The following is a 21,393-nucleotide window of genomic DNA, read 5'->3' on the forward strand; positions in this document are numbered from 1 at the left end:
GCGAATTGCGGGCGCGCTCACTCCTGGCGCAGCGCTTCGGTCGGGGTGACGCGGGTGGCGTGGCGCGCGGGCAGCACAGTGGAAAGCACTGCGGTGGCCATCAGCAACAATGGCACGCCCACATAGGCCACCGGGGTGAACGCCACCGACCAACCGAGCGTTCCCGAGGCCAGCCAGGACACCAGCAAACAGACCGGCAGTCCGATGACCACCCCGAGCACCACCTGCCGCAGCGCACCGCTGAGCACCAGTCTCACCACGCCGTTGGCCGTGGCGCCGAGCGCGATGCGCACGCCGATCTCGCGCGTGCGGCTGACGACGGTGAATCGGACCACTCCGTAGAGGCCGACCGCCGAGATGAGCAGGGCAACGAGGCCGAGCACGCTGGCAACGCTGCGCGCGATCTCGAACGGCAGCCGCTGCATCGCCACCACGTCGGTCAGCGCCCAGGGTTCACAGGGCCTCGCTGCGTCGATCTGATTGCAGATGCGGATCAATTCGCGCTTCGCCGCTGCCGCTTGCCGCGGATCGACTGCAACCACCAGTTCGTTCAACTGGCCCGGCGCGAGCGGCGCGGGCAGATAGACCGCGCTCTCGTCCATGCCCGTGAACAGCAGGCCGCTGGCGACATCGGCCGCGACACCCACCACTTCGACTTCACCCACGATTCCGGCGTTGCCGAGTCCGAGCACATCCAGCGGGTCCGGCGGGAACTGGATGCGTTGGCCGATCGGCGACTGCCCGGGCCACAGGTCACGCGCGGTGGCGGCGCTGACGATCGCGACGGCAGCGCGGTTCGTGGCTTCATCGGCACGAAAATCCCGACCCAGTTCCAGCGGGATGCCGAGTGTCGAGAAGAAGCGTTCGTCGACGCGATTGAGGCCGACCGAACGGCTGCGTTCGCCGACCTGCGCCGGTGCCGGCGAGGGCCAGCCGTACAGCGGCACACGCATCACCGCGGTGCTGCCGACGACGCCAGGCACCTGCTCGATGCGGCGTCGCAGGGCCGCATCGGGGGCGGGATGGCGCAGGTCGAACAGGCGTTGTTCGTCAAATCCGATGTCAATGTGCTGGGCGCGGTGCGCAGTCGCCACGATCAGCGCGGCCACCACCAGCAGGACCAGGCTGGCGGCGATCTGCGACACCATCAGTGCCGCGCGCAGTCGCGACGGCGTGATCGATCCGATCACCGAGTCGCGACGCGCACCAGCGGACAGGTTGCGCCCGGTGCTGGCCAACGCCGGCAACAGGCCGAAACTCATCGTGGTGATGCCGGCGAGGACGGTGGCGGCGAGGAACACGCGCCAGTCGATGTGGATCGCGATTGGTTCCATGCCGAGCCCGATCATCATCGACAGCGCGTAGCGATGAAGCGGTTCGACGGTCAGCGCGCAAAGCACGAGCCCGAGTGCCGCGGCAGCGGTCGCGAGCAGGCTGCATTCGGTCATCAACTGGCGGACCATGCGCCAGCGCGAGGCACCCATGCTGGCGCGAATCGCCAGTTCCTGTCGCCGTGCGGTGGCGCGGGCCAGCATCAGGTTGGCGAGATTGGCGCAGGCGACGACCAGCACCAGCAAGACCAGCGCGAAGATCGGCACCGCGGCCATGTTCAGGTCTTGCGCATCGCCGGCGGCGAGCAGGGAAGTGCGCTTCAGCAACTGCACGCTGGCGATGTCCTCGTCCTTGCCTTGGCGCGAGGCGAGCGCCTGCAATGCGGGCAACAGGCGCTGGCGCAGACTCTCGGGGCTGGCCCCGCTCGTGAGCAGCACGCTGAGGTCATAGCCGTCGCTGTAGTCGCTGCCCGAATAGTGGCCGCGCCAGGTGGCATAACCCTCGGTCGTGATCCAGAACTGAGGCGGCAGCGGCTGCAGATCGAGAAAATCCGGCGGCATCACGCCGACGATGGTGAACGCGACGCCGCTGAACATCAGCGACTTGCCAACGACATTCGGGTCCGAATGGGTGAGCACGCGCCAACCCGCGTCGCTCAGCAACAGCGTCGGCGCGGCGCCAGAGACGTCGTCGCGGGCATCGAGAATGCGCCCGATCCGCGGTCGCGACCGCAGCAGCGGCAGGTAGTCGCCGTTGACCGCCAGGCCATAGGCGGTGCGCGGCGAACTGCCGCCGAGCATCATCCGCACCATGTTGCTGATCAGCAGCCCGCTGCTGTCCGATTCGATGGCCGGGCTGATGCTGCGCAACTCGTCGGCAGTGGGTCGTACCCGGCGCGAGCCGTCTGCACCGTACAACCGCACCAGGTCGATCACTTCGCCGCGTTGCACGATCTCGGGCGTGCGCAGCAGGTAGCTGCCGTAGACCGAGAACAACACCAGGTTGATGGCAATCGCGGCGCCGAGGATCAGTGTGGCCGACAGCGTGAACAAGGGGCTGCGCGCCAGGCTGCGCAAGGCACGGCGCAGTTCGCCGGACCAGTCGTCGAAGGCACCGAGGCCGAGTGCATGGCGTACCGAGTCCTTGTGCAGCTCGACCATGCCTAGTTCGATGCGCGCGATGCGCGCGGCTTCGTCGGCGGCAGTGCCGCGACGGATCAAGTCGTCACGTCGCGACTCGAAATGGAATTGCAGTTCGCTGTCGAGGTCGCGCTCGAACTGGCGGCGATGGCGCAATCGTTGCCACAGGTCTCTCAGGCTCATGCCAGTGCCTCCAGGTTCGGCGTCGCCAGCACCTGCTCGAGTGCTGCCGAGAATCGTTTCCAGTCGGCGGTGTCACTCTTCAGGCGCGCCTTGCCGTCGCGCGTCAGCACGTAGAACTTGGCGCGGCGATTGTTCTCCGACACGCCCCATTCCGACTCGATCAAGCCCTGCTGCTCGAGCCGCGCCAGGGCCGGGTAGAGCGCACCTTGTTCAACCAGCAACGCATCGTGCGACGCGCGCTGGATGCGCAGCAACACGCCATAACCATGCTCGCGACCGAGCGACACGGCCTTGAGCACCAGCAGGTCCAGGGTTCCGGGAATGATCGGGGCAGGGTTCATGGTCTCGCCTAAGAAGTTTAGGCAAGCCTAGCGCATTCCCCTAAGTCGTCAAGGAGAGAGAGGCATGACTGACGACAGGGCGGACTCAGCGCGACGTCGCGGTCATCGCCAGCGCCACTGCCTGCGCCACTTCGATGCCGTCGATCGCCGCGGAGTAGATGCCGCCGGCGTAACTCGCGCCTTCGCCGGCGGGATACAGGCCGCGGGTGTTGATGCTCTGGTAGTCGGCGCCGCGGTTGATGCGGATCGGTGAAGAGGTGCGTGTCTCCACCGCGGTCAGGATCGCGTCGGGCAGCGCGAAGCCCTTGAGCTGTCGATCCAGCGCCGGGATTGCTTCGCGCATCGCGGTGATCGCGTAGTCGGGCAGGGCGGTGCTCAGGTCGCACAGGTGCACGCCGGGTTGGTAGGAGGGCAACACGCTGCCGAACTCGGTCGATGCGCGGCCGGCCAGGAAGTCGCCGACGCGTTGTGCCGGCGCGAGATAGTCGCCACCGCCAAGTTCAAACGCGCGCCGTTCCCAATGGCGCTGGAAGTCGATGCCGGCGAGCGCGCCGCCGGGATAATCTTCGGGGCTGATGCCGACCACGAGCCCGGCGTTCGCATTGCGTTCGTTGCGCGAATACTGGCTCATGCCATTGGTGACCACCTGGCCCGCTTCCGACGTCGCGGCGACCACGGTGCCACCCGGGCACATGCAGAAGCTGTACACCGAGCGGCCATTGCGGGCGTGGTGCACGAGTTTGTAGTCGGCCGCGCCGAGGATCGGGTCGCCGGCGAAATCACCGAAGCGCGCCTGATCGACCATCGACTGCGGATGTTCGATGCGGAAACCGATCGAGAACGGCTTGGCCTCGATGTGCACGCCCTGCGCGTACAACGTCTGGAAGGTGTCGCGCGCGCTGTGCCCGACCGCGAGCACGACGTGGTTGCTGCGCAGTTCCTCGCCGCTGGCGAAACGCACGCCGCGCACCTGGCGATCGTCCATCAGCAAGCGTTCGACGCGCGCTTCGAAGCGGATTTCGCCGCCGAGCGCTTCGATATCGCCACGCATCTTCTCGATCATGCTGACCAGGCGGAAGGTGCCGATATGCGGCTTGCTGACGCAGAGGATTTCCTCGGGCGCGCCGGCAGCGACGAATTCCTGCAGCACCTTGCGGCCGTAGTGGTGCGGGTCCTTGATCTGGCTGTACAGCTTGCCGTCCGAAAAGGTACCGGCGCCGCCCTCGCCGAACTGCACGTTCGACTCCGGGTTCAACACCTTGCCGCGCCACAGCCCCCAGGTGTCGCGGGTGCGCTCACGAACCGCCTTGCCTCGTTCGAGCACGATCGGGCGGAAACCCATCTGCGCCAGGATCAAGGCCGCGAACAATCCACACGGGCCGAAACCGATGATCAGTGGTCGTTCGCGCAGGCCACTCGGCGCTTGCGTGACGAAGCGGTAGCGCATGTCCGGCGTCGGTCCGACGTGGGCGATGCTGCGTTTGGCAACACTCGCCGCTGCAGCGTCGCCGAGCTTCACGTCGACGGTGTAGATCAACAGGATGGCGCGGCGCTGGCGCGCGTCGTAGCTGCGCTTGTAGACCGTGAACTCGAGCAGGTCCTCGGTGTCGATGCCCAGGCGCTGCACGATGGCCGCGCGCAGCGCCTCCCCGGGGTGGCCGAGCGGCAGCTTGATTTCGGTGAGTCGCAGCATGGGTCGATTCGTTTCAGGTTCGGCGCGCATGCTAGTCGAGACCGGGGGATCCTGCGCGAACTGCGATGGGCTCAGGGCGAACGGTCGTGATTCCGTTCGTGGTGAGCCTGTCGAGCCATGGACGGAATGTGCGAGGGTTTCGCAACGCCCTTCGACAGGCTCAGGGCGAACGGTCGTGATTCCGTTCGTGGTGAGCCTGTCGAACCATGGACGGAATGTGCGAGGGTTTCGCAACGCCCTTCGACAGGCTCAGGGCGAACGGTCGTGATTCCGTTCGTGGTGAGCCTGTCGAACCATGGACGGAATGTGCGAGGGTTTCGCAACGCCCTTCGACAGGCTCAGGGCGAACGGTCGTGATTCCGTTCGTGGTGAGCCTGTCGAACCATGGACGGAATGTGCGAGGGTTTCGCAACGCCCTTCGACAGGCTCAGGGCGAACGGTCGTGATTCCGTTCGTGGTGAGCCTGTCGAACCATGGACGGAATGTGCGAGGGTTTCGCAACGCCCTTCGACAGGCTCAGGGCGAACGGTCGTGATTCCGTTCGTGGTGAGCCTGTCGAACCATGGACGGAATGTGCGAGGGTTTCGCAACGCCCTTCGACAGGCTCAGGGCGAACGGTCGTGATTCCGTTCGTGGTGAGCCTGTCGAACCATGGACGGAATGTGCGAGGGTTTCGCAACGCCCTTCGACAGGCTCAGGGCGAACGGTCGTGATTCCGTTCGTGGTGAGCCTGTCGAACCATGGACGGAATGTGCGAGGGTTTCGCAACGCCCTTCGACAGGCTCAGGGCGAACGGTCGTGATTCCGTTCGTGGTGAGCCTGTCGAACCATGGACGGAATGTGCGAGGGTTTCGCAACGCTCTTCGACAGGCTCAGGGCGAACGGATCATGTGGGCAAGCTCAGGGCGAACGGATCATGTCGGCAAGCTCAGGACGAACGGAGTCAGGATTGAATGAGCCAATCGGCTGAAGATGCTGATGTCATCGTGATTGGCGGCGGTGCTGCCGGGTTGATGTGTGCGCTGACCGCCGGCCAGCGCGGTCGGCGCGTGCGCGTGATCGAGCACGCGAATCGGGTCGGCAAGAAGATCCTGATGTCCGGCGGTGGCCGCTGCAATTTCACCAATACCGGCACCAGCGCGGCGAATTTCATTTCTGCGAATCCGCACTTCTGCAAGTCGGCACTGGCGCGCTTCCGGCCGCAGCAGTTCATCGACCTGGTCGATCGCCACGGCATTGCGTATCACGAGAAGGAACTCGGCCAGCTTTTCTGCGACGAGTCGGCGAAGTTGATCGTGCGCATGCTGCTGGACGAATGTGCCGCGGCCGAGGTGCAAATCGACACGAGTTGCACGGTCGAGGGCGTGCAGCAGGTCGAGGACGGCTTCATGGTCGACACCGCACTCGGCCGCGTGCGCGCGCCGGCAGTGGTGGTCGCGACCGGCGGCCTGTCGATTCCGAGCATGGGCGCGAGCGGATTCGGCTTCGAGCTGGCGCGCCAGTTCGGGCACTCGGTATTGCCGACGCGTGCTGGCCTGGTGCCGCTGACACTCTCCGGCAAGCACCAGGAGCGATTCGAAGGCTTGAGCGGCGTCGCCTTGCCGGTGTCGGCGCAATGCAACGGCCAACGCTTCGACAACTTCATGCTGATCACTCATCGCGGCGTCAGTGGTCCGGCGATCCTGCAGATTTCCTCGTACTGGCAGCCGGGCGACGACCTGCGACTCGATTTGCTGCCGCAGACGAACGCGTTCGATGCACTGAAGCGGCTGCAGGCGCAACGCCCGGCGGCCGAGTTGCGCACCGTGCTCGCCGAACTGCTGCCCAAGCGCTTCGCCGAGCGCTTGTGCGAAGTCTGGTTCGAGTCACGCCCGATCAAGCAGTTCAACGATCCGGCCTTGCGCACCATTGCCGCGCAACTGCAGGACTGGCCGCTGGTCGCCAGCGGCACCGAAGGCTATCGCACCGCCGAAGTCACCCTCGGCGGCGTCGACACCGACGAACTGTCTTCGACCACGATGCAATCCAAGCGCGTGCCCGGCCTCTACTTCATCGGCGAAGTCGTCGACGTCACCGGCTGGCTCGGCGGCTACAATTTCCAGTGGGCGTGGGCGTCTGGCCATGCGGCCGGGATGGCGGTGTGAAGGCAGCGCAGTGGCGGGCCGCTACGCCGCAATTTTCGTCACGACCAGCGATGCGCGCAGGCCGAGTGCGGCAAGTGCGCACTCGAGCTGGTCGAGCGTGGATTCGTGGTCGATGTCGAGGATGCGACGCACTTGACGGGCATCGACACCGAGTCGTGCAGCCAGCAGCGTCTGGGTCATGCCGGCCTGGCGCATGGCGAGATGAATCGCGAACTTGAAGGCCACCCGCGCAGGCAATGTGATCAGAGGCTGACCGCGAGTCGGTTTGGACGCTCGCGGCAATGGGCGCCCGGCATCGACGTATCCGGAAAGCGCCACCAGCAAGGCGTCTTCGGCCAAGGCCAGGGCTTCCGCTCTGGACACGCCTGCCGTGATCGCCTCGGGAACATCGACAAAACGCACGCCCACTTGCCCGCTGGCGTAGCGCTTCAGCGTAACCGGGTAAGCAAGGCTCATCGATTCAACTCCTTCAGTCGCGTGCCCAGTTGTTTGCAGATGTCGTCGAGGAAATCGGGGTCAAAATCGGTATCGCCATGGGTCGGCACTGTGGCCTGCCGATCATTCAGGGTAACCAACACATGCCCACCCTTGCCGCGCCCTTGGTCAATCGTCGCGCCATGCGCCTTGAGCAACCTCAGGAACTGGCGTGTCTTCATCGGCCGAAAGATAGGACACAAGTGTCCTGACATCAATGGACCGACGGCAAGACGCGCCCGCGGCGATCTCGGCGCGGGCTCGGGGCTACAGTTTGGTTTCGACGGGATCGTGGGACGAAGACGGTCTTGCGTGGCGGCACTCCCTGCCTGGGCTTGCCATGGAATTCCCGGCGCCTCGCTACACTCGGCGCTCACGGCATCGGCGGGAGACGAGTATGGCGGCAGTGATGCAGACGGACTCGCGCGCGACCGCGGGACCGATCGTCACCGTGCGCGGCCTGACCAAGACCTACGCCAACGGGTTTTCGGCGCTGAAGGGCATCGACCTCGAAATCCGGCGCGGAGAGATCTTCGCGCTGCTCGGGCCGAACGGGGCCGGCAAGACGACGCTGATCAGCATCATCTGCGGCATCGTCAACGCCAGTTCGGGTTCGGTGGTCGCCGATGGCTTCGACAATGTGCGCGAGTTCCGTGGGGCGCGGGCGCGCATCGGGCTGGTGCCGCAAGAGCTGCATACCGACGCGTTCGAAACGGTGTGGGCCACCTGCAATTTCAGCCGTGGCCTGTTCGGCTTCAAGCCCAACCCGGCGCATGTCGAACAGGTGCTCAGGGACCTGAGTCTGTGGGACAAGCGCAACGACAAGATCATGACGCTGTCCGGTGGCATGAAGCGGCGCGTGCTGATCGCGAAGGCGCTGGCGCATGAGCCGAGCATCCTGTTCCTCGACGAGCCGACGGCCGGTGTCGATGTCGAGCTGCGCCATGACATGTGGAATGTCGTACGTCGGCTGCGGGAACGCGGCGTCACCATCATCCTGACCACGCACTACATCGAGGAGGCCGAGGAGATGGCCGACCGTGTCGGCGTGATCCTGAAAGGCGAAATCATCCTGGTCGAGGACAAGGCCACGTTGATGCAGAAGCTCGGCAAGCGCGAACTGGCGCTGCATTTGAACGAGCCGCTGGCCGCGCTGCCGGTGGCGCTGTCCGACTTCTCGCTCGAATTGCAGGAAGAGGGGCTGGTGCTCGTCTACCGATTCGATGCCGGTGGCGAGGCCACCGGGATCTCGCGGCTGCTGAATCGACTCGGGGGCGAGGGCATCGGCTTCCATGACCTGAAGACCAGCGAAAGCACGCTCGAGGAGATCTTCGTCAGCCTGGTGAGGGAGCGCGCATGAACTGGCTCGCGATTGCCGCAATCTACAAGTTCGAAATGTCGCGCTGGTTCCGCACCATCGGCCAGAGCGTGGCTTCGCCGGTGCTGTCGACCTCGCTGTATTTCATTGTGTTCGGTGCCGCGATCGGCGCGCGCATGGGCGCCATCGACGGCGTCGCCTACGGTGCCTTCATCATCCCCGGCCTGATGATGCTGTCGATCTTGAACGAGAGCATCGGCAATGCCTCGTTCGGCATCTACTTCCCGAAATGGTCGGGCACCATCTTCGAGATCCTGTCCGCGCCGGTGTCCTGGGGCGAGATGTTGCTCGGCTACGTCGGCGCCGCGACCACCAAGTCGATGCTGCTCGGCGCGCTGATCCTGGTCACCGCGCGCGTGTTCGTCCCCTACGAGATCGCGCATCCGTTCTGGATGTTGTGCTTCCTGCTGCTCACCGCCGCGAGCTTCTCGCTGTTCGGGTTCCTGATCGGCATCTGGGCCGACAGCTGGGAGAAGCTGCAGACCGTGCCGATGCTGGTGATCACGCCGCTCACCTTCCTCGGTGGCGCGTTCTACTCGCTCGACATGCTGCCCTCACCGTGGCGCGAGCTCACCTTCTTCAATCCGATCGTCTATCTGATCTCCGGCTTCCGCTGGAGCTTCTACGGCGTCTCCGACGTGCAGATCGAGATCAGCCTCGCCGCCATCCTCGGTTTCCTGCTCACCTGCATCCTCACCGCCCGCTGGATAATCCTGAGCGGTTATCGACTGAAGCGGTGAAGCCAGCGTCAATCGATGCCGTCCTTTCCGAGAAGAACAAAGGATTCGTCGACGTCATTCGACAATCAGGGTATAGGCGATGTCCTGCAACATGCCGCCGTTGCTGTACTGACCGCCAAACGACAGTGTGTGCCGGCCTTTTGCCAGAGGTTTCAGCAGCACCCAAAAACCGTCCGATGCCGACGGGTAGGCGTCGTATGCGCCGGGGACGCCTTCGAACACGTTGAAGCAGCTCGACGACCGGATCCTGCGTCCGCGTAGATTGTCGATGGGGGTATCGTCGAGCACCGCGAACAAGTCGATTGCGGAGTCGTTTTTTAGCGCAGAGAGTTCTTTTGCGCGCTCGCAGGTCAGCGCGTCAGTTCCACGTGGACGATAGTGGGCGAAATTGATGATGGGGAAGAAGATGCTTTTCCCATGAGGAACGGTACATGTGCGCGCGATCCGCGACGAACCAAATCCGCCGGCAAGAAACCATACGCCTCCCTTCTGACCCACCGCGCAATGCACCCCTTGTACATCCTTCAGCGGGTGTTGGTCGTCGGGAGCCGATAACGCCCATTGCCACCATCGCTCAGAGAGCTGTTCCGGCGTCATGCCGGTCACGGGAACGTTCTTGGTGGTCTTCTCTGCAGCGCGCACTTCGCAAGCGCCGGTGATCAGGTTCAATGCCGAAATCAAGACAATGAAGCGTGGAATATTCCTGATCATGCGATTTCCAGTGAGTTGAATTTGCTTCGGTTGTCGTCGTCGTTGCCGGCAGAACTTCGGGCAATCCCTGGTCTGACGATGGACAGAGGGCGGAATGCGCTCCGCCTCCCATGGTACTTCGACCAATCGCTCGCGGTACAGTTCGCCGGGCAGATTCCGACGAAGGTCACTGCACCATTCAGAGACTCTCGGTCGACGCTGCCTCGGCAAGGTTTTCGCATCAATTGCGCTGAAATGGCCACCCGCACCACCTGCTTCCGCGATCGGAGTGATCGATGTCTACCGCCATCGTCTGGTTCCGTCGTGATCTGCGCCTGATCGACCATCCTGCGCTCGATGCAGCGGCGCAGAGCGGGCTGCCGCTGGTCGCGTTGTATGTGCACAGTCCGGAGGAAGACGGAGCCTGGCGTGCGGGGGCAGCCAGCGACTGGTGGCTGCAGCAGAGCCTGGTTGCGCTCGATGCCGAGTTGCGGGAGCGCGGTGGGCGCCTGCTGGTGCGGCGCGGGCCGGCGCTGGATGCGATCACGCGCTTGATCGGCGAGACCGGTGCCGTGGCGGTGCATTGGAATCGCCTGTACGAGCCCGCGGCGATCGCGCGCGATCAGGCGATCGAGCAAAGGCTGGCGACCGATCGGATCGCGGTCGAGAGTCACAATGCCGCGCTGTTTGTCGAGCCGTGGCAGGTTTCGACCCAGACCGGGCAGCCCTACCGCGTGTTCACGCCGTTCTGGCGCAATGCCCTCGGACGCATCGCGGACGCGCTGCCGCTGCCGGCGCCGCAGGCGTTGCGCTGGGCGGGTGCGGCGCTGCCGAGCGAAGCCATCGAGTCGCTGGCGTTGTCGCCGGCAGTCGCCTGGGACGGCGGGCTACGCGCGACCTGGACGCCGGGCGAGCAGGGCGGGTTGATGCGCGTGCGCGCGTTCGCGGCGCAGGCAACGCGCTACGCGCAGGAGCGCGATCGGCCGGACCTCACGGGCACCTCGATGCTGTCGCCGCACCTGCATTTCGGCGAGATTTCTCCGCGTCAGGTATTGGCTGCGCTGCAGCTCGAAGCCCAGGGCGATCCGGGCTTCATGGAACGCATCGAGCCCTTCGTGCGCGAGCTCGGCTGGCGTGAGTTCGCGCACCATCTGCTGTACCACTTTCCGGCGACGGTCGAGCACAACCTCAATGCCCGCTTCGATCAACTGGCGTGGGCCGAACCGGAACCGAAGCTGCTGCGGGCTTGGCAGCACGGCCACACCGGCATCCCCATCGTCGACGCCGGCATGCGCCAGCTCTGGGAGACCGGCTGGATGCACAACCGCGTGCGCATGATCGTCGCCTCGTTCCTGACCAAGAACCTGCGCTACCACTGGATCCACGGCGCGCGCTGGTTCTGGGACACGCTGGTCGACGCCGATCTCGCCGCGAACACGCTGGGCTGGCAGTGGGTAGCCGGAACTGGCGCCGATGCCGCGCCCTATTTCCGCATCTTCAATCCGGTGCTGCAGGGCGAGCGCTTCGATCCACATGGGCACTACGTCAAGCGTTACCTGCCCGAGCTGGCCCGGGTTCCGGCCGCGCGCGTGCATCGTCCATGGACGCTCGCGCCGGCGCAGCAGGCCGAGTTCGGCGTCAGCGGCGTGTATGCGAGGCCGTTGGTGGACCTCGCCCGCAGTCGTGAAGCGGCGCTTGCAGCCCATGCGCAGATGCGCGCCGCCGATCCTCGTTGACGCATCCCGGACGCACCGGTACAACCGAAGCAGGCATTCGGAAACGGGGAGCGCGGGTCATGGCGGTGATGACGATGGGGCGGCGCAATCGCGAGCCGATGTCCAAGGTGGACACCGCGTGGTTGCGCATGGAACGCGCCACCAACCTGATGATGATCAGCGGCGTGATGATGTTCGAGTCGCATCTCGACATCGACCGCTTCAAGCGCATGCTGCGCGAGCGCTTCCTCGCCTATCGCCGTTTCCAGCAGAAGGCGGTGGACACGCCCGCTGGCGCCTACTGGGAGACCGATGCCGACTTCGATCTCGACTGGCACGTGCGGCTGACCGCGCTGCCCGGCAAGGGCGGGCGCGAGGAGTTGCAGCGGCTGGTCTCGCATCTCGCCTCGACGCCGCTCGATGCGTCGAAGCCGCGCTGGCAATTCCACGTTGTCGAGAAGTACAACGGTGGCAGCGCGCTGATCACGCGCATCCACCACTGCTATGCCGACGGCATCGCGCTGATCCAGGTGCTGCTGTCGCTGACCGATGTGAAGCCCTCGCCCGAAAAGCACATCGAACTCGCCAAGACCTGGCTCAGCGAGGACCGCGGCTCGGTACTCGAGCGCCTGTTGCAGCCGGCACGCGAGGGGCTGACCAGCGCGTTGCACATCGGCGAGAAGGTGATCGAGAAGGGACACGAACTGCTGCAGCATCCGGAGATGGTGCAGAAGCTTGCGCACGAAGGCGGCGAGATCGCACGCGAGCTCGCGATTGCCGTCAGCCTTCCCGACGATCCGATCACCCGTTTCAAGGGATCGCTCGGTGTCAGCAAGCGCTGTGCCTGGGCCGAGCCGCTGCCGCTGGAGGAAGTGAAGATCGTTGGCCGCGCGCTTGGCTGCACCGTTAATGACGTGCTGCTGGCCTGCGCCGCCGGGGCCTTGCGCTCCTATCTGCTGGAGCGAGGCGAAGACCCCGAGGGGCTGACCATCCGCGCCACCGTGCCGGTCAACCTACGACCGCTGGAGCACGCCAAGAAGCTCGGCAACCACTTCGGGCTGGTGTTTCTGAACCTGCCGATCGGCGAGTCGAATCCGTTGCGGCGGCTGGAGCGCGTCGCCGAATGCATGCGCGAACTCAAGCGCTCGCGCCAGGCCATCGTTGCATTCGGATTGCTCGCCGCCTTGGGCATGGCACCGGCGGCATTGCAGAAGACTGCGCTCGAGATGTTCAGCCGCAAGGCGACCGCTGTTGCGACCAATGTGCCGGGACCGCAGATGCCGCTGTTCTTCGCTGGTTGTCGCATCGTCGAGCAGATGTTTTGGGTGCCGCAGACTGGCTCGATCGGCATGGGCATCAGCATCCTGAGTTACGATGGCGCGGTGCACTTCGGCCTGATCACCGATGCCAAACTGGTTCCCGATCCGGAGGCGATCATCAATCGGTTCGCCACCGAGTTCGAGAAGCTGTTGCTGATCGCGCTGATGGAAGACTGGAACACCGACATCACGCCAGCCGACGCCGAGGCCACGCTGCGCCGCTTCGTCACTGGCCAGGCCGCGGTGCCGAAGTCGAAGGCGAAGGCGAAGCCCGCGTCGAAGCCCGCTGCAAAGCCAGCAGCAAAGCGCGAAACCCGCGCCGAGGCGCAGCGGCGCAAGTTGCGCGAACTGGCCTGAATCCTGCGTCGGAGCGCACGCCTGCGCTGCGCGGGCTGTGCTAGTTTCGCGCCCCGATCCAGACAGGGAGACTTCCATGATCCACAAGATCCTGCGCGGCATCGTGCTGGTCGCGTTTGCGGCCGGACTGCTCGCGTGCAACACCGTCAAGGGCGTGGGCAAAGACTTGCAGAAGGCCGGCGAGAAGATCGAAGACAGCGCGGAGAAACACTCGTAGCCTCGGGCCGGCATCGGCGACGCAGCGTTCGCTTGAAAATGAAACACCCGACGTCGCCGCCGGGTGTCTGGTCGATCTGGTGGGCGGTACAAGTTTCGAACTTGTGACCCCTGCCGTGTGAATGCCTCCGAGGCTAGCACACCAAGGCGCGAACATGCACATGGAGGCACCTCGCTTCCCTTCTATATCAGATAGATAGGACAGGGAGCAAGTGCAGGATTGTGCTTGACGATTCGCCCCCGTGCCCTCAAATTGGACCACAGGTGGACCACGCAACGGGATGAAGCCTCTTCCGTCATTCAGGAGAGGTCTTCATCCATGAAAGCCAAGATCACCGCTCAGCTTGTCGCCGCATTGCAACCGGCCGAGCGCCCCTACGATGTCCACGACACGGACCTGCGCGGGTTTCAACTCCGGGTCCATCCCTCCGGCACCAAGACCTTCCTGTGCGTCTACCGGCTGCGCGGGAACGGTCGCAAGAACCGCTACGTCATCGGCCGCACTCCGCCGCTGACGCCGACCCAAGCCCGAGACGAGGCCAAGAAAGTATTGGGCGACGTGGCGCGTGGCATCGATCCCAACGAAGCGAAGCGCGAACGTCAGCGCGAACAGCGGAAGCCGACGCTCAGCCAGTTCCTTGAAGAACACTACGGTCCATGGGCCGGGACGCATCTTGGTACGGCGGAAATGACCCTTGCCCGGCTTCGACATTCCTTCCATGACCTGCTCGACAAGCGGCTGGACAGCCTGACGGCATGGCAACTCGACAAGTGGAAGTCCAATCGCCTCAAGTCCGGCATCAAGGCAAGCACGGTCAACCGCGAGATGGCTGCGCTTCGTTCAGCCCTGACCAAAGCCGTCGAATGGGACCATTTGGTGGATCATCCGATGCGAAAGGTCAAGCAAGCGCGAGTGGAAGACGATCACCGTGTCCGGTACCTGAGCGATGATGAAGAGAAGCGCCTTCGGCAAGCTCTCATGGACCGTGAAGATGCAGCAAAGACGGCCCGTGAAAGCCATCGTCGGTGGTTGACCGAACGCGGACTGGAACCAGTGGCTGCCATTGGAACCGAAGACTATGCCGACCACATCCAGCCTATGGTCCTTCTCACCATCAACACGGGGCTTCGTCGGGGAGAAATGTTCAAGCTGCGCAGGACCGATATCGACATGGAGAAGCAGCAAGTCAAGGTCCGTGCAGCCGCCGCGAAGAGCGGGAAGGCTCGGCATGTTCCCCTGAATACCGAAGCATTCGAGGCGGTCACGCGCTGGATGCGGCAGCATCCGGGTGGGCCGGATGACCTCATCTTTCCGGGCAAGGACGGCAAGCCCATGACCAATATCGATTCGTCATGGCGGACCGTTTCCGCCGCAGCGAAGTTGAAGGACTTTCGCTGGCACGATCTTCGGCATCACTTCGCGTCGCGGCTCGTCATGTCGGGCGTAGACCTCAACACCGTTCGGGAACTGCTCGGCCATGCCGACTTGAAGATGACGCTTCGCTACGCGCATCTCGCGCCGGAGCACAAGGCTAATGCCGTAGCTAAGCTGGTACGGGCAGCATAGGAAGGCAAGATGACTCGCTCGCAGCCCCCTCCTACATGGATCAATGCATACAACGGCAGCCCTGAGTTCTGGCCGCCGTACTGGGATCGCACCGTTCTGGCACGCATCATCGACAGCCCGGCGCTATGTGATCGCTTGGAAGCGATAGCGCATGAATGTGGTCGGAACGTCGGGCAAGAAGTCTTGGAAGCTTGTCTGTCGGCGCGTGGCTCATGGGAGGCGATGCCAAAGGTATCGGCAAGCGAGCAGCATGAAGCTGTCAATGATGTTCGCGGGCTCGTTGAAAAGCTGACGGTCTCGATGAAGCGCCATGAACAGGCACTTCGAGCGCACTGCGCATTGCCCCTCACAGTCGAGACGCTGTTTCCTGAAACTGATCGCGACTATTTGCGCAAAGCCTCTGGCGAGGCATCCCCGCTCTGCTTGCAAGCGGTATTGCTTCGACTGCACGACCTGTTGCGCGAGCCAACAACATGGGAAGGAGGCATGAAGCGCCCCTCGAAGCCGCATCACCGTAGTGCATTCCGGACATCTGTCGCGCAGCACCTGATTCGACTGCTCCGCGATAGAACCGGCAGGCCGCAGTACAGCGTCGTCGCGGACTTCGTGAATGTCATCGTCGATGATCCCGACGATCCTATCCACCACACACACATCGCCAAGCTCGATCCGGGCGAGTGAAGCCTGTGAAGTAGCCAGCATGCGCGTCAAGGAAGAAACGTCGGCAATCAGGGGCGTTTCTTCCTAACGACCCGTCCACGGTCTCGCTGACCCTCGTCGCACAGCGAGGGTGTTCCTCGCATCAGAGGACAAATCATGCAGACCACTGAACTTGTGCGTGGAATGACGGAAGAACAGGCTGCCGCCTATCTGGGAATCTCCCGCTCGACCCTGCGTCACGGCCGTTGCGATGGTCGCCGCGACGGCCGCATGCCGCCTCCGCCCTTCGTCCGCCTTGGCCGGAAGATCGTCTACCTGAAAGACGATCTTGACACGTGGCTGGCGCAGAACCGTTGCGACCTGTCCGTCCGCCAGGAGGTGGGCCATGGCTAACGGTCAGCGCAAGGAGAAAGTCACTGCGGAGCATATCGCTAACCTTCCGGATCGTAGCGGGCGCATTTTTCGCATCCGCGCTCCGGGCGGCTGGATCGTCATTGGCAGCCTTTTGTGCACTGACAGGGATGGCAATGTTTCGTCCATGGCCTTGACTTTCGTTCCGGACGATACGGGAGCATGGATGGCGGAGGAAGGCAGCGATGACTGATCTTCGTCCCGATATCGAACATGCGCGCCAGTTCCTCGCCATGTTCGACTCTGACCCCGCCAGCTTCACTTTTCAGGTACTCCCCGAAAAGGAAGGTTGCCGGATTGCGCGCACGATTTTTCACGGATCGATTGATGAACTGGCTGCCCAACTCACGGCGGCCAATCAGGCTGGTGCCGGGGTCTTCTTCATGGTGAATGCTGGTGATCAGAAAGGCAGGAAGGCAGAGAACGTAGTGCGCGTACGCGCGCACTTCATTGACCTCGACAAACCGGGCATCGATCCGGTGCTTACGGCCGAACTGCCACCGCACATCATCGTGGAGAGCAGCGCGGGAAAGTGGCACGCCTACTGGTTGGCGGAGGCTGGGGCCTCGCTCGACGAGTTTCCGGCGTTGCAGCGTTCGCTCGCGGACCGGTTCGAAGGTGACACCTCCGTAGGCGATGTTTCGCGCATCATGCGCTTGCCGGGCTTCTACCATCAGAAGAAGAACAGCATCCCTTTCATGACGCGCATGCACCTTGGAATGGGAAACTGACATGCTGCCGATCAAGCTTACCGATCCGGGACAACGCTACTCTGCCGCCGCGTTGAAAGCGGGTCTGCGTTTGGTCGCATCGACAGTTCCGCCGTCGTCTCACGCCAACTTTCATTCGTCCCGTATCACCGGGGCAGCGGGAAGCCCGCTACTGCACAGCCACCCGGATGGTGAGCGCACGGGCGCGCTGACCAAGCTTGTCGGGCGTTTGATCTCCAAAGGACTGGACATCGCTGAGGTGGAGCGAATCGCGCTTGACTGGAACGCTCGCCAGAATCCGCCGCTCGACGCGGATAAGGTGCGTAGCACCGTGGAGAGCCTCGCAAGGACCGATGCGCGCAATCATCCCGAACGCCACAAGGGGCAGCTAACACCGCTGTTTGACATTGCCGAAGCTGACATCAGCCACTGGCTGCGCACAAGTCCGCCTGCTCGACGTTGGCTGTTGCAAGACATGCTGCCCATGGGGATCGTCGGCATGATCGTCGCCCCGGGGGGCACCGGAAAGAGTCAGTTCGTGCTGCAACTCGGCGTGGCTGTCGCGACTGGAATCCCGCTTTGCGGCCTGTGGCAACCCAGCGAACAAGGAAAAGCACTGCTGCTTCTGGCCGAAGACGAGATGGATGAGGTAAGTCGTCGGCTGCATCGCATCATTACGGAACTTGGCCCCACAAATCCGGGAATGGTTTCTGATCTGGAACAGAAGCTGTTGGTAAGGTCGCTGATGGCTGCCAACAATTTGATGACGCGTGCTCCGCGTCACGGAGACGTAGAAGCAACAGACTACGTGGATCGCCTGCTGATGACGGTCGCAGGCATTCCCGATCTGAAGCTCATCGTGATCGACCCCGCGTCCCGCTTTCGCGGTGGCAACGAAAACTCAGCCGACGACGTTACGCGGTTCATCGAGCAGTTGGAGCGTCTGCGTCAAGCGACGGGCGCGACTGTTCTGGTCTGCCACCATGCCAACAAGTTAAGCATGAATGAAACGACGGGTGTGCGGGGTCAGGCTGCCACGCGCGGTTCCAGCGCCATGACCGATGGCGTGCGCTGGCAGTTGAACCTCTCTGCGGTGCCGAAGAAGACGCTGCAAGGACTGGACGTGAGCAAGCGCTATCTCAATGCGGAACTGACCAAGAGCAACTATGGCCCGCCCATTGATCCGGAAATCCTGATCCGCAAGCCGAACGGCTATCTGACGAGCCTCCGTGCTGCCGGTGTGCCCGTGACACTTGAAGATCGACTGCTTCAATTGATCCGCGACGAGACGCAGGCGGGTCACACCTATTCGGCCAACGGGATCGAGAATGCGTTCGGTGGCGAGAACGGCCGTCTTTCGGCCGGGAAGCTCAAAGTGCGGGAGGCGGTCAAGCACCTGATCGCGGCGGGGAGTCTGCGGAAGCAAGGACGAGCGCGCCACCTCGTTCCGCTCGCCGGCAGTCCGCCCAACGCCAAGCCGTAGGCCGATAGCTCGGTGGCTCGATATCCTTGCGTTACGAGCCTATCGAACGAACGGACCTTTCAATTCAAGTACTTGCGCTCGACACCCATCGAACGATGAAGCCTGAAATTCCTTTTTGAATCAGACTGTTATCGGCCGATCCCCCTACTACTAGGGATGGCCGCCATCGAAGGCGGCCAATTCTTCATCGCTCATGGCGTGCAGCTTCTCCAAGTAGGCCGCGCCGTCGGCGGACAGTGTGACGCGCTGCGGCTGCGGCGCGTAGAAGCCACACATCTTCGCCACCTCGCGCCAACCAGCGATCATCGCCATGGCATCGGCTTTCTCGGCGGCAAGCGCGATGGCGTTCTGCACCTCGGCAAGTACCCGTTCACGAGTGACATTCAGCGCCCGAGCGTTCTCGGCCTCACGCACTGTCAGTGCAGCCCGAACGTTAGCATTGGTTAGCAGCCTTGCCGCCGTCACCTTTGCGGAACGCTTGGAGTAGCCGGCACGTACCGCCGCCCCTGCGCCGTTCCGGCTGATCGCGTACTCGTCTACGAATTGCGCTTGGCGTTTTGAAATTCCCGGATTCATACGGCTGAAAGCTACCTGCATCTGGAAAGCTGATCTTTGGCCTGCCTTTCTAGCTCGACATACTGCCCAAGTGGCATATCTTGCGGTGCCGCGTTAACGGTTTGCCAGTAGATGCGCTGGCAGTTCTCTGACGGTTCTGGCGATGAAGGCAGAACTGATCTTTGTCCAGTTGTCGAAGCAGTCGAGGAAGCAGCGGGAGGTGAAAACACCGCAAACACTGCGAGTTCCAAAGACCTCTCCGTTGTGTGGCCTGCTCGCTTGTACTCTTGCATCCGGGCGGCTACTTGATCGGTCAGTGCTTTGTCGAAGTGCGGAGAGTCCGGATTGATCTGGGGAATCTGCCGTTCATAGGCCCGTAGCGCCCTATCGTATGCACTGGTTTGGTAGGCAACCAATGCCTGCTGATTCTTCCAAAGCCCGAAGGTCGTCAATCCGATGGGAATGAGTAGGATCAGCCACGCGAATCCGCTCTCGCGCCTCATGAACTCGAAACACATGAGGACCGCAAGTGTCGGCACGATCACGAGTGCAATGGGAATCGCGCGGCCGAGGACCGTTCCCCACACGTAGCCCGAGAAGAGATTGGCCCCGACGAAGCCCAGCAGCCCGGACCTCCCGTCTGAGCCCCCTAGATAGGTCAAGTACCATGCAACCACCAGCGAAAGGACGAGGCCGGTAGCCAGATTGCGTGCAAATGCGTCGCTCCATTTTCTTGCTGCGCTCGCAGCAGGAAGGCTTATCTTCTTGCCGTCGTCGTAGGCCTTGGCAGCTAAAAGTTTGGCTTGCTCGGCCATGTTTTCTGCTTGCTGCTTGAATTTACCCTTGACAGCATCTTCGACAATCTGCTCCGCCAAAAACTTGAGATAGACAGCTTTTGTTCGTGCAGCATCACCCGCCGCATGCGCCGCCGCCTTGAGCATGAGGCCGTCCCGGATATGCCCGGATTGGATTTCTTCCGCCGCTGCCTTGTAGGCCCACTGGTCGGCATGCCTACGTCCGAAAAGGTCTCGCAGAGTGCTCCATGCCATTGCAATGCGCTCCTGTGGGATGTTCGACACCGCTACTGTTCGGTCACGACCGGCAGCGGCCAGCTAGGTGGGCCTGCTATCACCACAGCTTGTCCACGCCGGAACTGGCCGGACATCAACATTATGTGTTGACAGGCAACAGATAGGATTCTGTCCCGAAAAGCCTGTCGAGACAACCATTTCTGTCGATTTTAGGGGCGACAGATATGGTCGGGTCAAGGCAATCAGGAACTTCGATAGCGCGCCGCCTTGGGGCGAACATCGCCGCCCTGCGCAAGGCGAGGGAGTGGACCCAATCCGACCTTGCTGAGCGGGTGGGCGTAGACACCGAGACGATCTCCCGTTTCGAGCGGGGCGCGACGCTTCCATCTCTGCTGACCTTGGACAAGATCAGCAGGTCCCTGCGGGTTGGCGTCGGAGAACTGTTGGCCGAAAGCTCGGCACAACCTGACGATCAAGCCTCCACACTCAGCGCGTGGCTTGCTGATCTTGATGAGACCGACCGAACCTTCGTGCTCGACCTCATCAAGCGGACCTGCAATCACCTGCGCGACCGCGAAGTCTGAGCGGCGGATTTCCGTAACCGCGAGGTACCCCCACCCCCGTCTATGGGAATGCCGGAGGCCACTTCGGATTCGGTTTCCTGTCGGCCCGAAGGGGCCCCATCCGAGCGTCGTCCGAGGACGCAACGTCAAATTGCGGTTCTCCATGGTCGAAGCCTTCCTCCGTCAGCTTCGACCAGACTTCATCGTTTGGCAGCGCATAGGCTGTCAAGGGTTCGCTCTGCCGGTCTTCGACCGCCCTTGACAGCACCTACCATCCCGCAAGGCTCGGTGTTCTTGTTCTGAGAACGTAGCAGCCCGACGCCACATCCAATGTTCCCCGGCGCTACGCGCCAGATGCCCGCTGCGCGTGCGCACTCCCGCGCATGCAGAAGGAAACCACCATGATCGCATCGGGCATCTTCGTCTTCCTCAGCGTCCTGCTGATCTTCTTCAAGTTGTCTCGGCACTGGCAGCTTCGCTTGCTGGGCAGGCCGCTGCTGCTGGACTTGTCAGTGGCCTCGGCGACGTTGCTCCTTCATTGGGGAACGTTCACGGGAGTCATGGCGGCCACCATCGCAGGACTTCTCACCAGCGTATCCACGAGTCTCGCCCGCAGAGTCTTCGGCTATGCGCGAGGCAGTACGTATTACCCCGGACTACTGCATATCCGGCACTGATCGGCCCCTCACCAA

At 63.1% G+C, this 21,393-nt stretch carries 22 protein-coding genes; 14 read left to right on the top strand and 8 right to left on the bottom strand.

From position 1 onward, the window contains the following. Nucleotides 1-17 precede the first annotated feature (17 nt). The 3 genes from IPG63_14650 to IPG63_14660 all read right to left on the bottom strand — a co-directional run bounded on the left by IPG63_14650 (nucleotide 18) and on the right by IPG63_14660 (nucleotide 4,688). Nucleotides 18-2,654, bottom strand: a complete 2,637-nt coding sequence (locus IPG63_14650; GenBank protein MBK6728451.1) for an ABC transporter permease — start codon at nucleotides 2,652-2,654, stop codon at nucleotides 18-20. Beyond that, nucleotides 2,651-2,995: a PadR family transcriptional regulator gene (locus tag IPG63_14655; GenBank protein MBK6728452.1), complete on the bottom strand. Its 345-nt coding sequence runs from the start codon at nucleotides 2,993-2,995 to the stop codon at nucleotides 2,651-2,653. Before IPG63_14655 ends, IPG63_14650 begins: the two co-directional genes overlap by 4 nt. A gap of 85 nt (nucleotides 2,996-3,080) precedes the next feature. Further along, nucleotides 3,081-4,688 carry an NAD(P)/FAD-dependent oxidoreductase gene (locus tag IPG63_14660; protein ID MBK6728453.1) on the bottom strand — a complete coding sequence of 536 codons (1,608 nt, stop codon included), beginning with the start codon at nucleotides 4,686-4,688 and terminating at the stop codon, nucleotides 3,081-3,083. Nucleotides 4,689-5,641: 953 nt separating this feature from the next. On the opposite strand from IPG63_14660, the gene IPG63_14665 reads away from it, so the two are divergent. Continuing rightward, nucleotides 5,642-6,832 (top strand): NAD(P)/FAD-dependent oxidoreductase, encoded by a 1,191-nt coding sequence (locus IPG63_14665; protein ID MBK6728454.1) that lies wholly within the window; start codon nucleotides 5,642-5,644, stop codon nucleotides 6,830-6,832. Nucleotides 6,833-6,853: 21 nt separating this feature from the next. Here IPG63_14665 and IPG63_14670 read toward each other — a convergent pair whose 3' ends face one another. Both IPG63_14670 and IPG63_14675 read right to left on the bottom strand, forming a co-directional pair. Beyond that, nucleotides 6,854-7,288 (bottom strand): hypothetical protein, encoded by a 435-nt coding sequence (locus IPG63_14670; GenBank protein ID MBK6728455.1) that lies wholly within the window; start codon nucleotides 7,286-7,288, stop codon nucleotides 6,854-6,856. Beyond that, nucleotides 7,285-7,488: a type II toxin-antitoxin system HicA family toxin gene (locus IPG63_14675; GenBank protein ID MBK6728456.1), complete on the bottom strand. Its 204-nt coding sequence runs from the start codon at nucleotides 7,486-7,488 to the stop codon at nucleotides 7,285-7,287. The genes IPG63_14670 and IPG63_14675 overlap by 4 nt, the downstream gene beginning before the upstream one ends. 227 nt (nucleotides 7,489-7,715) lie before the next feature. Between IPG63_14675 and IPG63_14680 the strand changes: the two genes are divergently transcribed. Both IPG63_14680 and IPG63_14685 read left to right on the top strand, forming a co-directional pair. Continuing rightward, complete coding sequence (locus IPG63_14680; GenBank protein MBK6728457.1) at nucleotides 7,716-8,666, top strand: ABC transporter ATP-binding protein; 951 nt, start codon at nucleotides 7,716-7,718, stop codon at nucleotides 8,664-8,666. After that, complete coding sequence (locus tag IPG63_14685) at nucleotides 8,663-9,424, top strand: ABC transporter permease (protein MBK6728458.1); 762 nt, start codon at nucleotides 8,663-8,665, stop codon at nucleotides 9,422-9,424. The genes IPG63_14680 and IPG63_14685 overlap by 4 nt, the downstream gene beginning before the upstream one ends. A gap of 54 nt (nucleotides 9,425-9,478) precedes the next feature. Here the strand turns inward: IPG63_14685 and IPG63_14690 are convergent, their stop codons facing one another. After that, nucleotides 9,479-10,135: a hypothetical protein gene (locus tag IPG63_14690; GenBank protein ID MBK6728459.1), complete on the bottom strand. Its 657-nt coding sequence runs from the start codon at nucleotides 10,133-10,135 to the stop codon at nucleotides 9,479-9,481. Between the two features lie 275 nt (nucleotides 10,136-10,410). On the opposite strand from IPG63_14690, the gene IPG63_14695 reads away from it, so the two are divergent. From IPG63_14695 to IPG63_14735, 9 genes are all read left to right on the top strand, one after another. Next, complete coding sequence (locus tag IPG63_14695; GenBank protein ID MBK6728460.1) at nucleotides 10,411-11,850, top strand: deoxyribodipyrimidine photo-lyase; 1,440 nt, start codon at nucleotides 10,411-10,413, stop codon at nucleotides 11,848-11,850. 59 nt (nucleotides 11,851-11,909) lie between these two features. Then, nucleotides 11,910-13,505, top strand: coding sequence for a wax ester/triacylglycerol synthase family O-acyltransferase (locus tag IPG63_14700; protein ID MBK6728461.1), 1,596 nt, complete (start codon nucleotides 11,910-11,912; stop codon nucleotides 13,503-13,505). 76 nt (nucleotides 13,506-13,581) lie between these two features. Beyond that, nucleotides 13,582-13,722 (top strand): entericidin A/B family lipoprotein, encoded by a 141-nt coding sequence (locus IPG63_14705; GenBank protein ID MBK6728462.1) that lies wholly within the window; start codon nucleotides 13,582-13,584, stop codon nucleotides 13,720-13,722. 318 nt (nucleotides 13,723-14,040) lie between these two features. After that, on the top strand, nucleotides 14,041-15,288 hold the full coding sequence (locus IPG63_14710; GenBank protein MBK6728463.1) for a site-specific integrase: 1,248 nt from the start codon (nucleotides 14,041-14,043) through the stop codon (nucleotides 15,286-15,288). A gap of 9 nt (nucleotides 15,289-15,297) precedes the next feature. Continuing rightward, nucleotides 15,298-15,969: a hypothetical protein gene (locus IPG63_14715; GenBank protein MBK6728464.1), complete on the top strand. Its 672-nt coding sequence runs from the start codon at nucleotides 15,298-15,300 to the stop codon at nucleotides 15,967-15,969. Nucleotides 15,970-16,104: 135 nt separating this feature from the next. Continuing rightward, complete coding sequence (locus tag IPG63_14720) at nucleotides 16,105-16,341, top strand: helix-turn-helix domain-containing protein (protein ID MBK6728465.1); 237 nt, start codon at nucleotides 16,105-16,107, stop codon at nucleotides 16,339-16,341. Continuing rightward, nucleotides 16,334-16,552, top strand: a complete 219-nt coding sequence (locus tag IPG63_14725; protein ID MBK6728466.1) for a hypothetical protein — start codon at nucleotides 16,334-16,336, stop codon at nucleotides 16,550-16,552. The genes IPG63_14720 and IPG63_14725 overlap by 8 nt, the downstream gene beginning before the upstream one ends. After that, entirely contained in the window at nucleotides 16,545-17,090 is a 546-nt protein-coding gene (locus IPG63_14730) for a hypothetical protein (protein MBK6728467.1), read from the top strand. Before IPG63_14725 ends, IPG63_14730 begins: the two co-directional genes overlap by 8 nt. 1 nt (nucleotide 17,091) lies before the next feature. Beyond that, nucleotides 17,092-18,552 carry an AAA family ATPase gene (locus IPG63_14735; GenBank protein ID MBK6728468.1) on the top strand — a complete coding sequence of 487 codons (1,461 nt, stop codon included), beginning with the start codon at nucleotides 17,092-17,094 and terminating at the stop codon, nucleotides 18,550-18,552. A gap of 150 nt (nucleotides 18,553-18,702) precedes the next feature. Here the strand turns inward: IPG63_14735 and IPG63_14740 are convergent, their stop codons facing one another. Together IPG63_14740 and IPG63_14745 are read right to left on the bottom strand one after the other, a co-directional pair. Beyond that, complete coding sequence (locus IPG63_14740) at nucleotides 18,703-19,149, bottom strand: terminase small subunit (GenBank protein ID MBK6728469.1); 447 nt, start codon at nucleotides 19,147-19,149, stop codon at nucleotides 18,703-18,705. After that, a complete protein-coding gene (locus IPG63_14745; GenBank protein MBK6728470.1) occupies nucleotides 19,140-20,186 on the bottom strand; it encodes a hypothetical protein in 1,047 nt (348 codons plus the stop codon). The genes IPG63_14740 and IPG63_14745 overlap by 10 nt, the downstream gene beginning before the upstream one ends. Nucleotides 20,187-20,362: 176 nt before the next feature. On the opposite strand from IPG63_14745, the gene IPG63_14750 reads away from it, so the two are divergent. Continuing rightward, nucleotides 20,363-20,722, top strand: coding sequence for a helix-turn-helix transcriptional regulator (locus IPG63_14750; GenBank protein MBK6728471.1), 360 nt, complete (start codon nucleotides 20,363-20,365; stop codon nucleotides 20,720-20,722). A 380-nt stretch (nucleotides 20,723-21,102) separates the two neighbouring features. Then, complete coding sequence (locus IPG63_14755) at nucleotides 21,103-21,378, top strand: hypothetical protein (protein ID MBK6728472.1); 276 nt, start codon at nucleotides 21,103-21,105, stop codon at nucleotides 21,376-21,378. The last annotated feature ends 15 nt before the right edge of the window (nucleotides 21,379-21,393 follow it).

The organism is Lysobacterales bacterium, assembly GCA_016703225.1.
In the GTDB taxonomy this organism is placed as follows: Bacteria; Pseudomonadota; Gammaproteobacteria; order Xanthomonadales; family Ahniellaceae; genus JADKHK01.

What these genes read in the sequence shown, in the direction of transcription:
- IPG63_14650 (MBK6728451.1), bottom strand. Translation starts at nt 2,654, where the DNA reads ATGAGCCTGAGAGACCTGTGGCAACGATTGCGCCATCGCCGCCAGTTC.
- IPG63_14655 (MBK6728452.1), bottom strand. Translation starts at nt 2,995, where the DNA reads ATGAACCCTGCCCCGATCATTCCCGGAACCCTGGACCTGCTGGTGCTC.
- IPG63_14660 (MBK6728453.1), bottom strand. Translation starts at nt 4,688, where the DNA reads ATGCTGCGACTCACCGAAATCAAGCTGCCGCTCGGCCACCCCGGGGAG.
- IPG63_14665 (MBK6728454.1), top strand. Translation starts at nt 5,642, where the DNA reads ATGAGCCAATCGGCTGAAGATGCTGATGTCATCGTGATTGGCGGCGGT.
- IPG63_14670 (MBK6728455.1), bottom strand. Translation starts at nt 7,288, where the DNA reads ATGAGCCTTGCTTACCCGGTTACGCTGAAGCGCTACGCCAGCGGGCAA.
- IPG63_14675 (MBK6728456.1), bottom strand. Translation starts at nt 7,488, where the DNA reads ATGAAGACACGCCAGTTCCTGAGGTTGCTCAAGGCGCATGGCGCGACG.
- IPG63_14680 (MBK6728457.1), top strand. Translation starts at nt 7,716, where the DNA reads ATGCAGACGGACTCGCGCGCGACCGCGGGACCGATCGTCACCGTGCGC.
- IPG63_14685 (MBK6728458.1), top strand. Translation starts at nt 8,663, where the DNA reads ATGAACTGGCTCGCGATTGCCGCAATCTACAAGTTCGAAATGTCGCGC.
- IPG63_14690 (MBK6728459.1), bottom strand. Translation starts at nt 10,135, where the DNA reads ATGATCAGGAATATTCCACGCTTCATTGTCTTGATTTCGGCATTGAAC.
- IPG63_14695 (MBK6728460.1), top strand. Translation starts at nt 10,411, where the DNA reads ATGTCTACCGCCATCGTCTGGTTCCGTCGTGATCTGCGCCTGATCGAC.
- IPG63_14700 (MBK6728461.1), top strand. Translation starts at nt 11,910, where the DNA reads ATGGCGGTGATGACGATGGGGCGGCGCAATCGCGAGCCGATGTCCAAG.
- IPG63_14705 (MBK6728462.1), top strand. Translation starts at nt 13,582, where the DNA reads ATGATCCACAAGATCCTGCGCGGCATCGTGCTGGTCGCGTTTGCGGCC.
- IPG63_14710 (MBK6728463.1), top strand. Translation starts at nt 14,041, where the DNA reads ATGAAAGCCAAGATCACCGCTCAGCTTGTCGCCGCATTGCAACCGGCC.
- IPG63_14715 (MBK6728464.1), top strand. Translation starts at nt 15,298, where the DNA reads ATGACTCGCTCGCAGCCCCCTCCTACATGGATCAATGCATACAACGGC.
- IPG63_14720 (MBK6728465.1), top strand. Translation starts at nt 16,105, where the DNA reads ATGCAGACCACTGAACTTGTGCGTGGAATGACGGAAGAACAGGCTGCC.
- IPG63_14725 (MBK6728466.1), top strand. Translation starts at nt 16,334, where the DNA reads ATGGCTAACGGTCAGCGCAAGGAGAAAGTCACTGCGGAGCATATCGCT.
- IPG63_14730 (MBK6728467.1), top strand. Translation starts at nt 16,545, where the DNA reads ATGACTGATCTTCGTCCCGATATCGAACATGCGCGCCAGTTCCTCGCC.
- IPG63_14735 (MBK6728468.1), top strand. Translation starts at nt 17,092, where the DNA reads ATGCTGCCGATCAAGCTTACCGATCCGGGACAACGCTACTCTGCCGCC.
- IPG63_14740 (MBK6728469.1), bottom strand. Translation starts at nt 19,149, where the DNA reads ATGCAGGTAGCTTTCAGCCGTATGAATCCGGGAATTTCAAAACGCCAA.
- IPG63_14750 (MBK6728471.1), top strand. Translation starts at nt 20,363, where the DNA reads ATGGTCGGGTCAAGGCAATCAGGAACTTCGATAGCGCGCCGCCTTGGG.
- IPG63_14755 (MBK6728472.1), top strand. Translation starts at nt 21,103, where the DNA reads ATGATCGCATCGGGCATCTTCGTCTTCCTCAGCGTCCTGCTGATCTTC.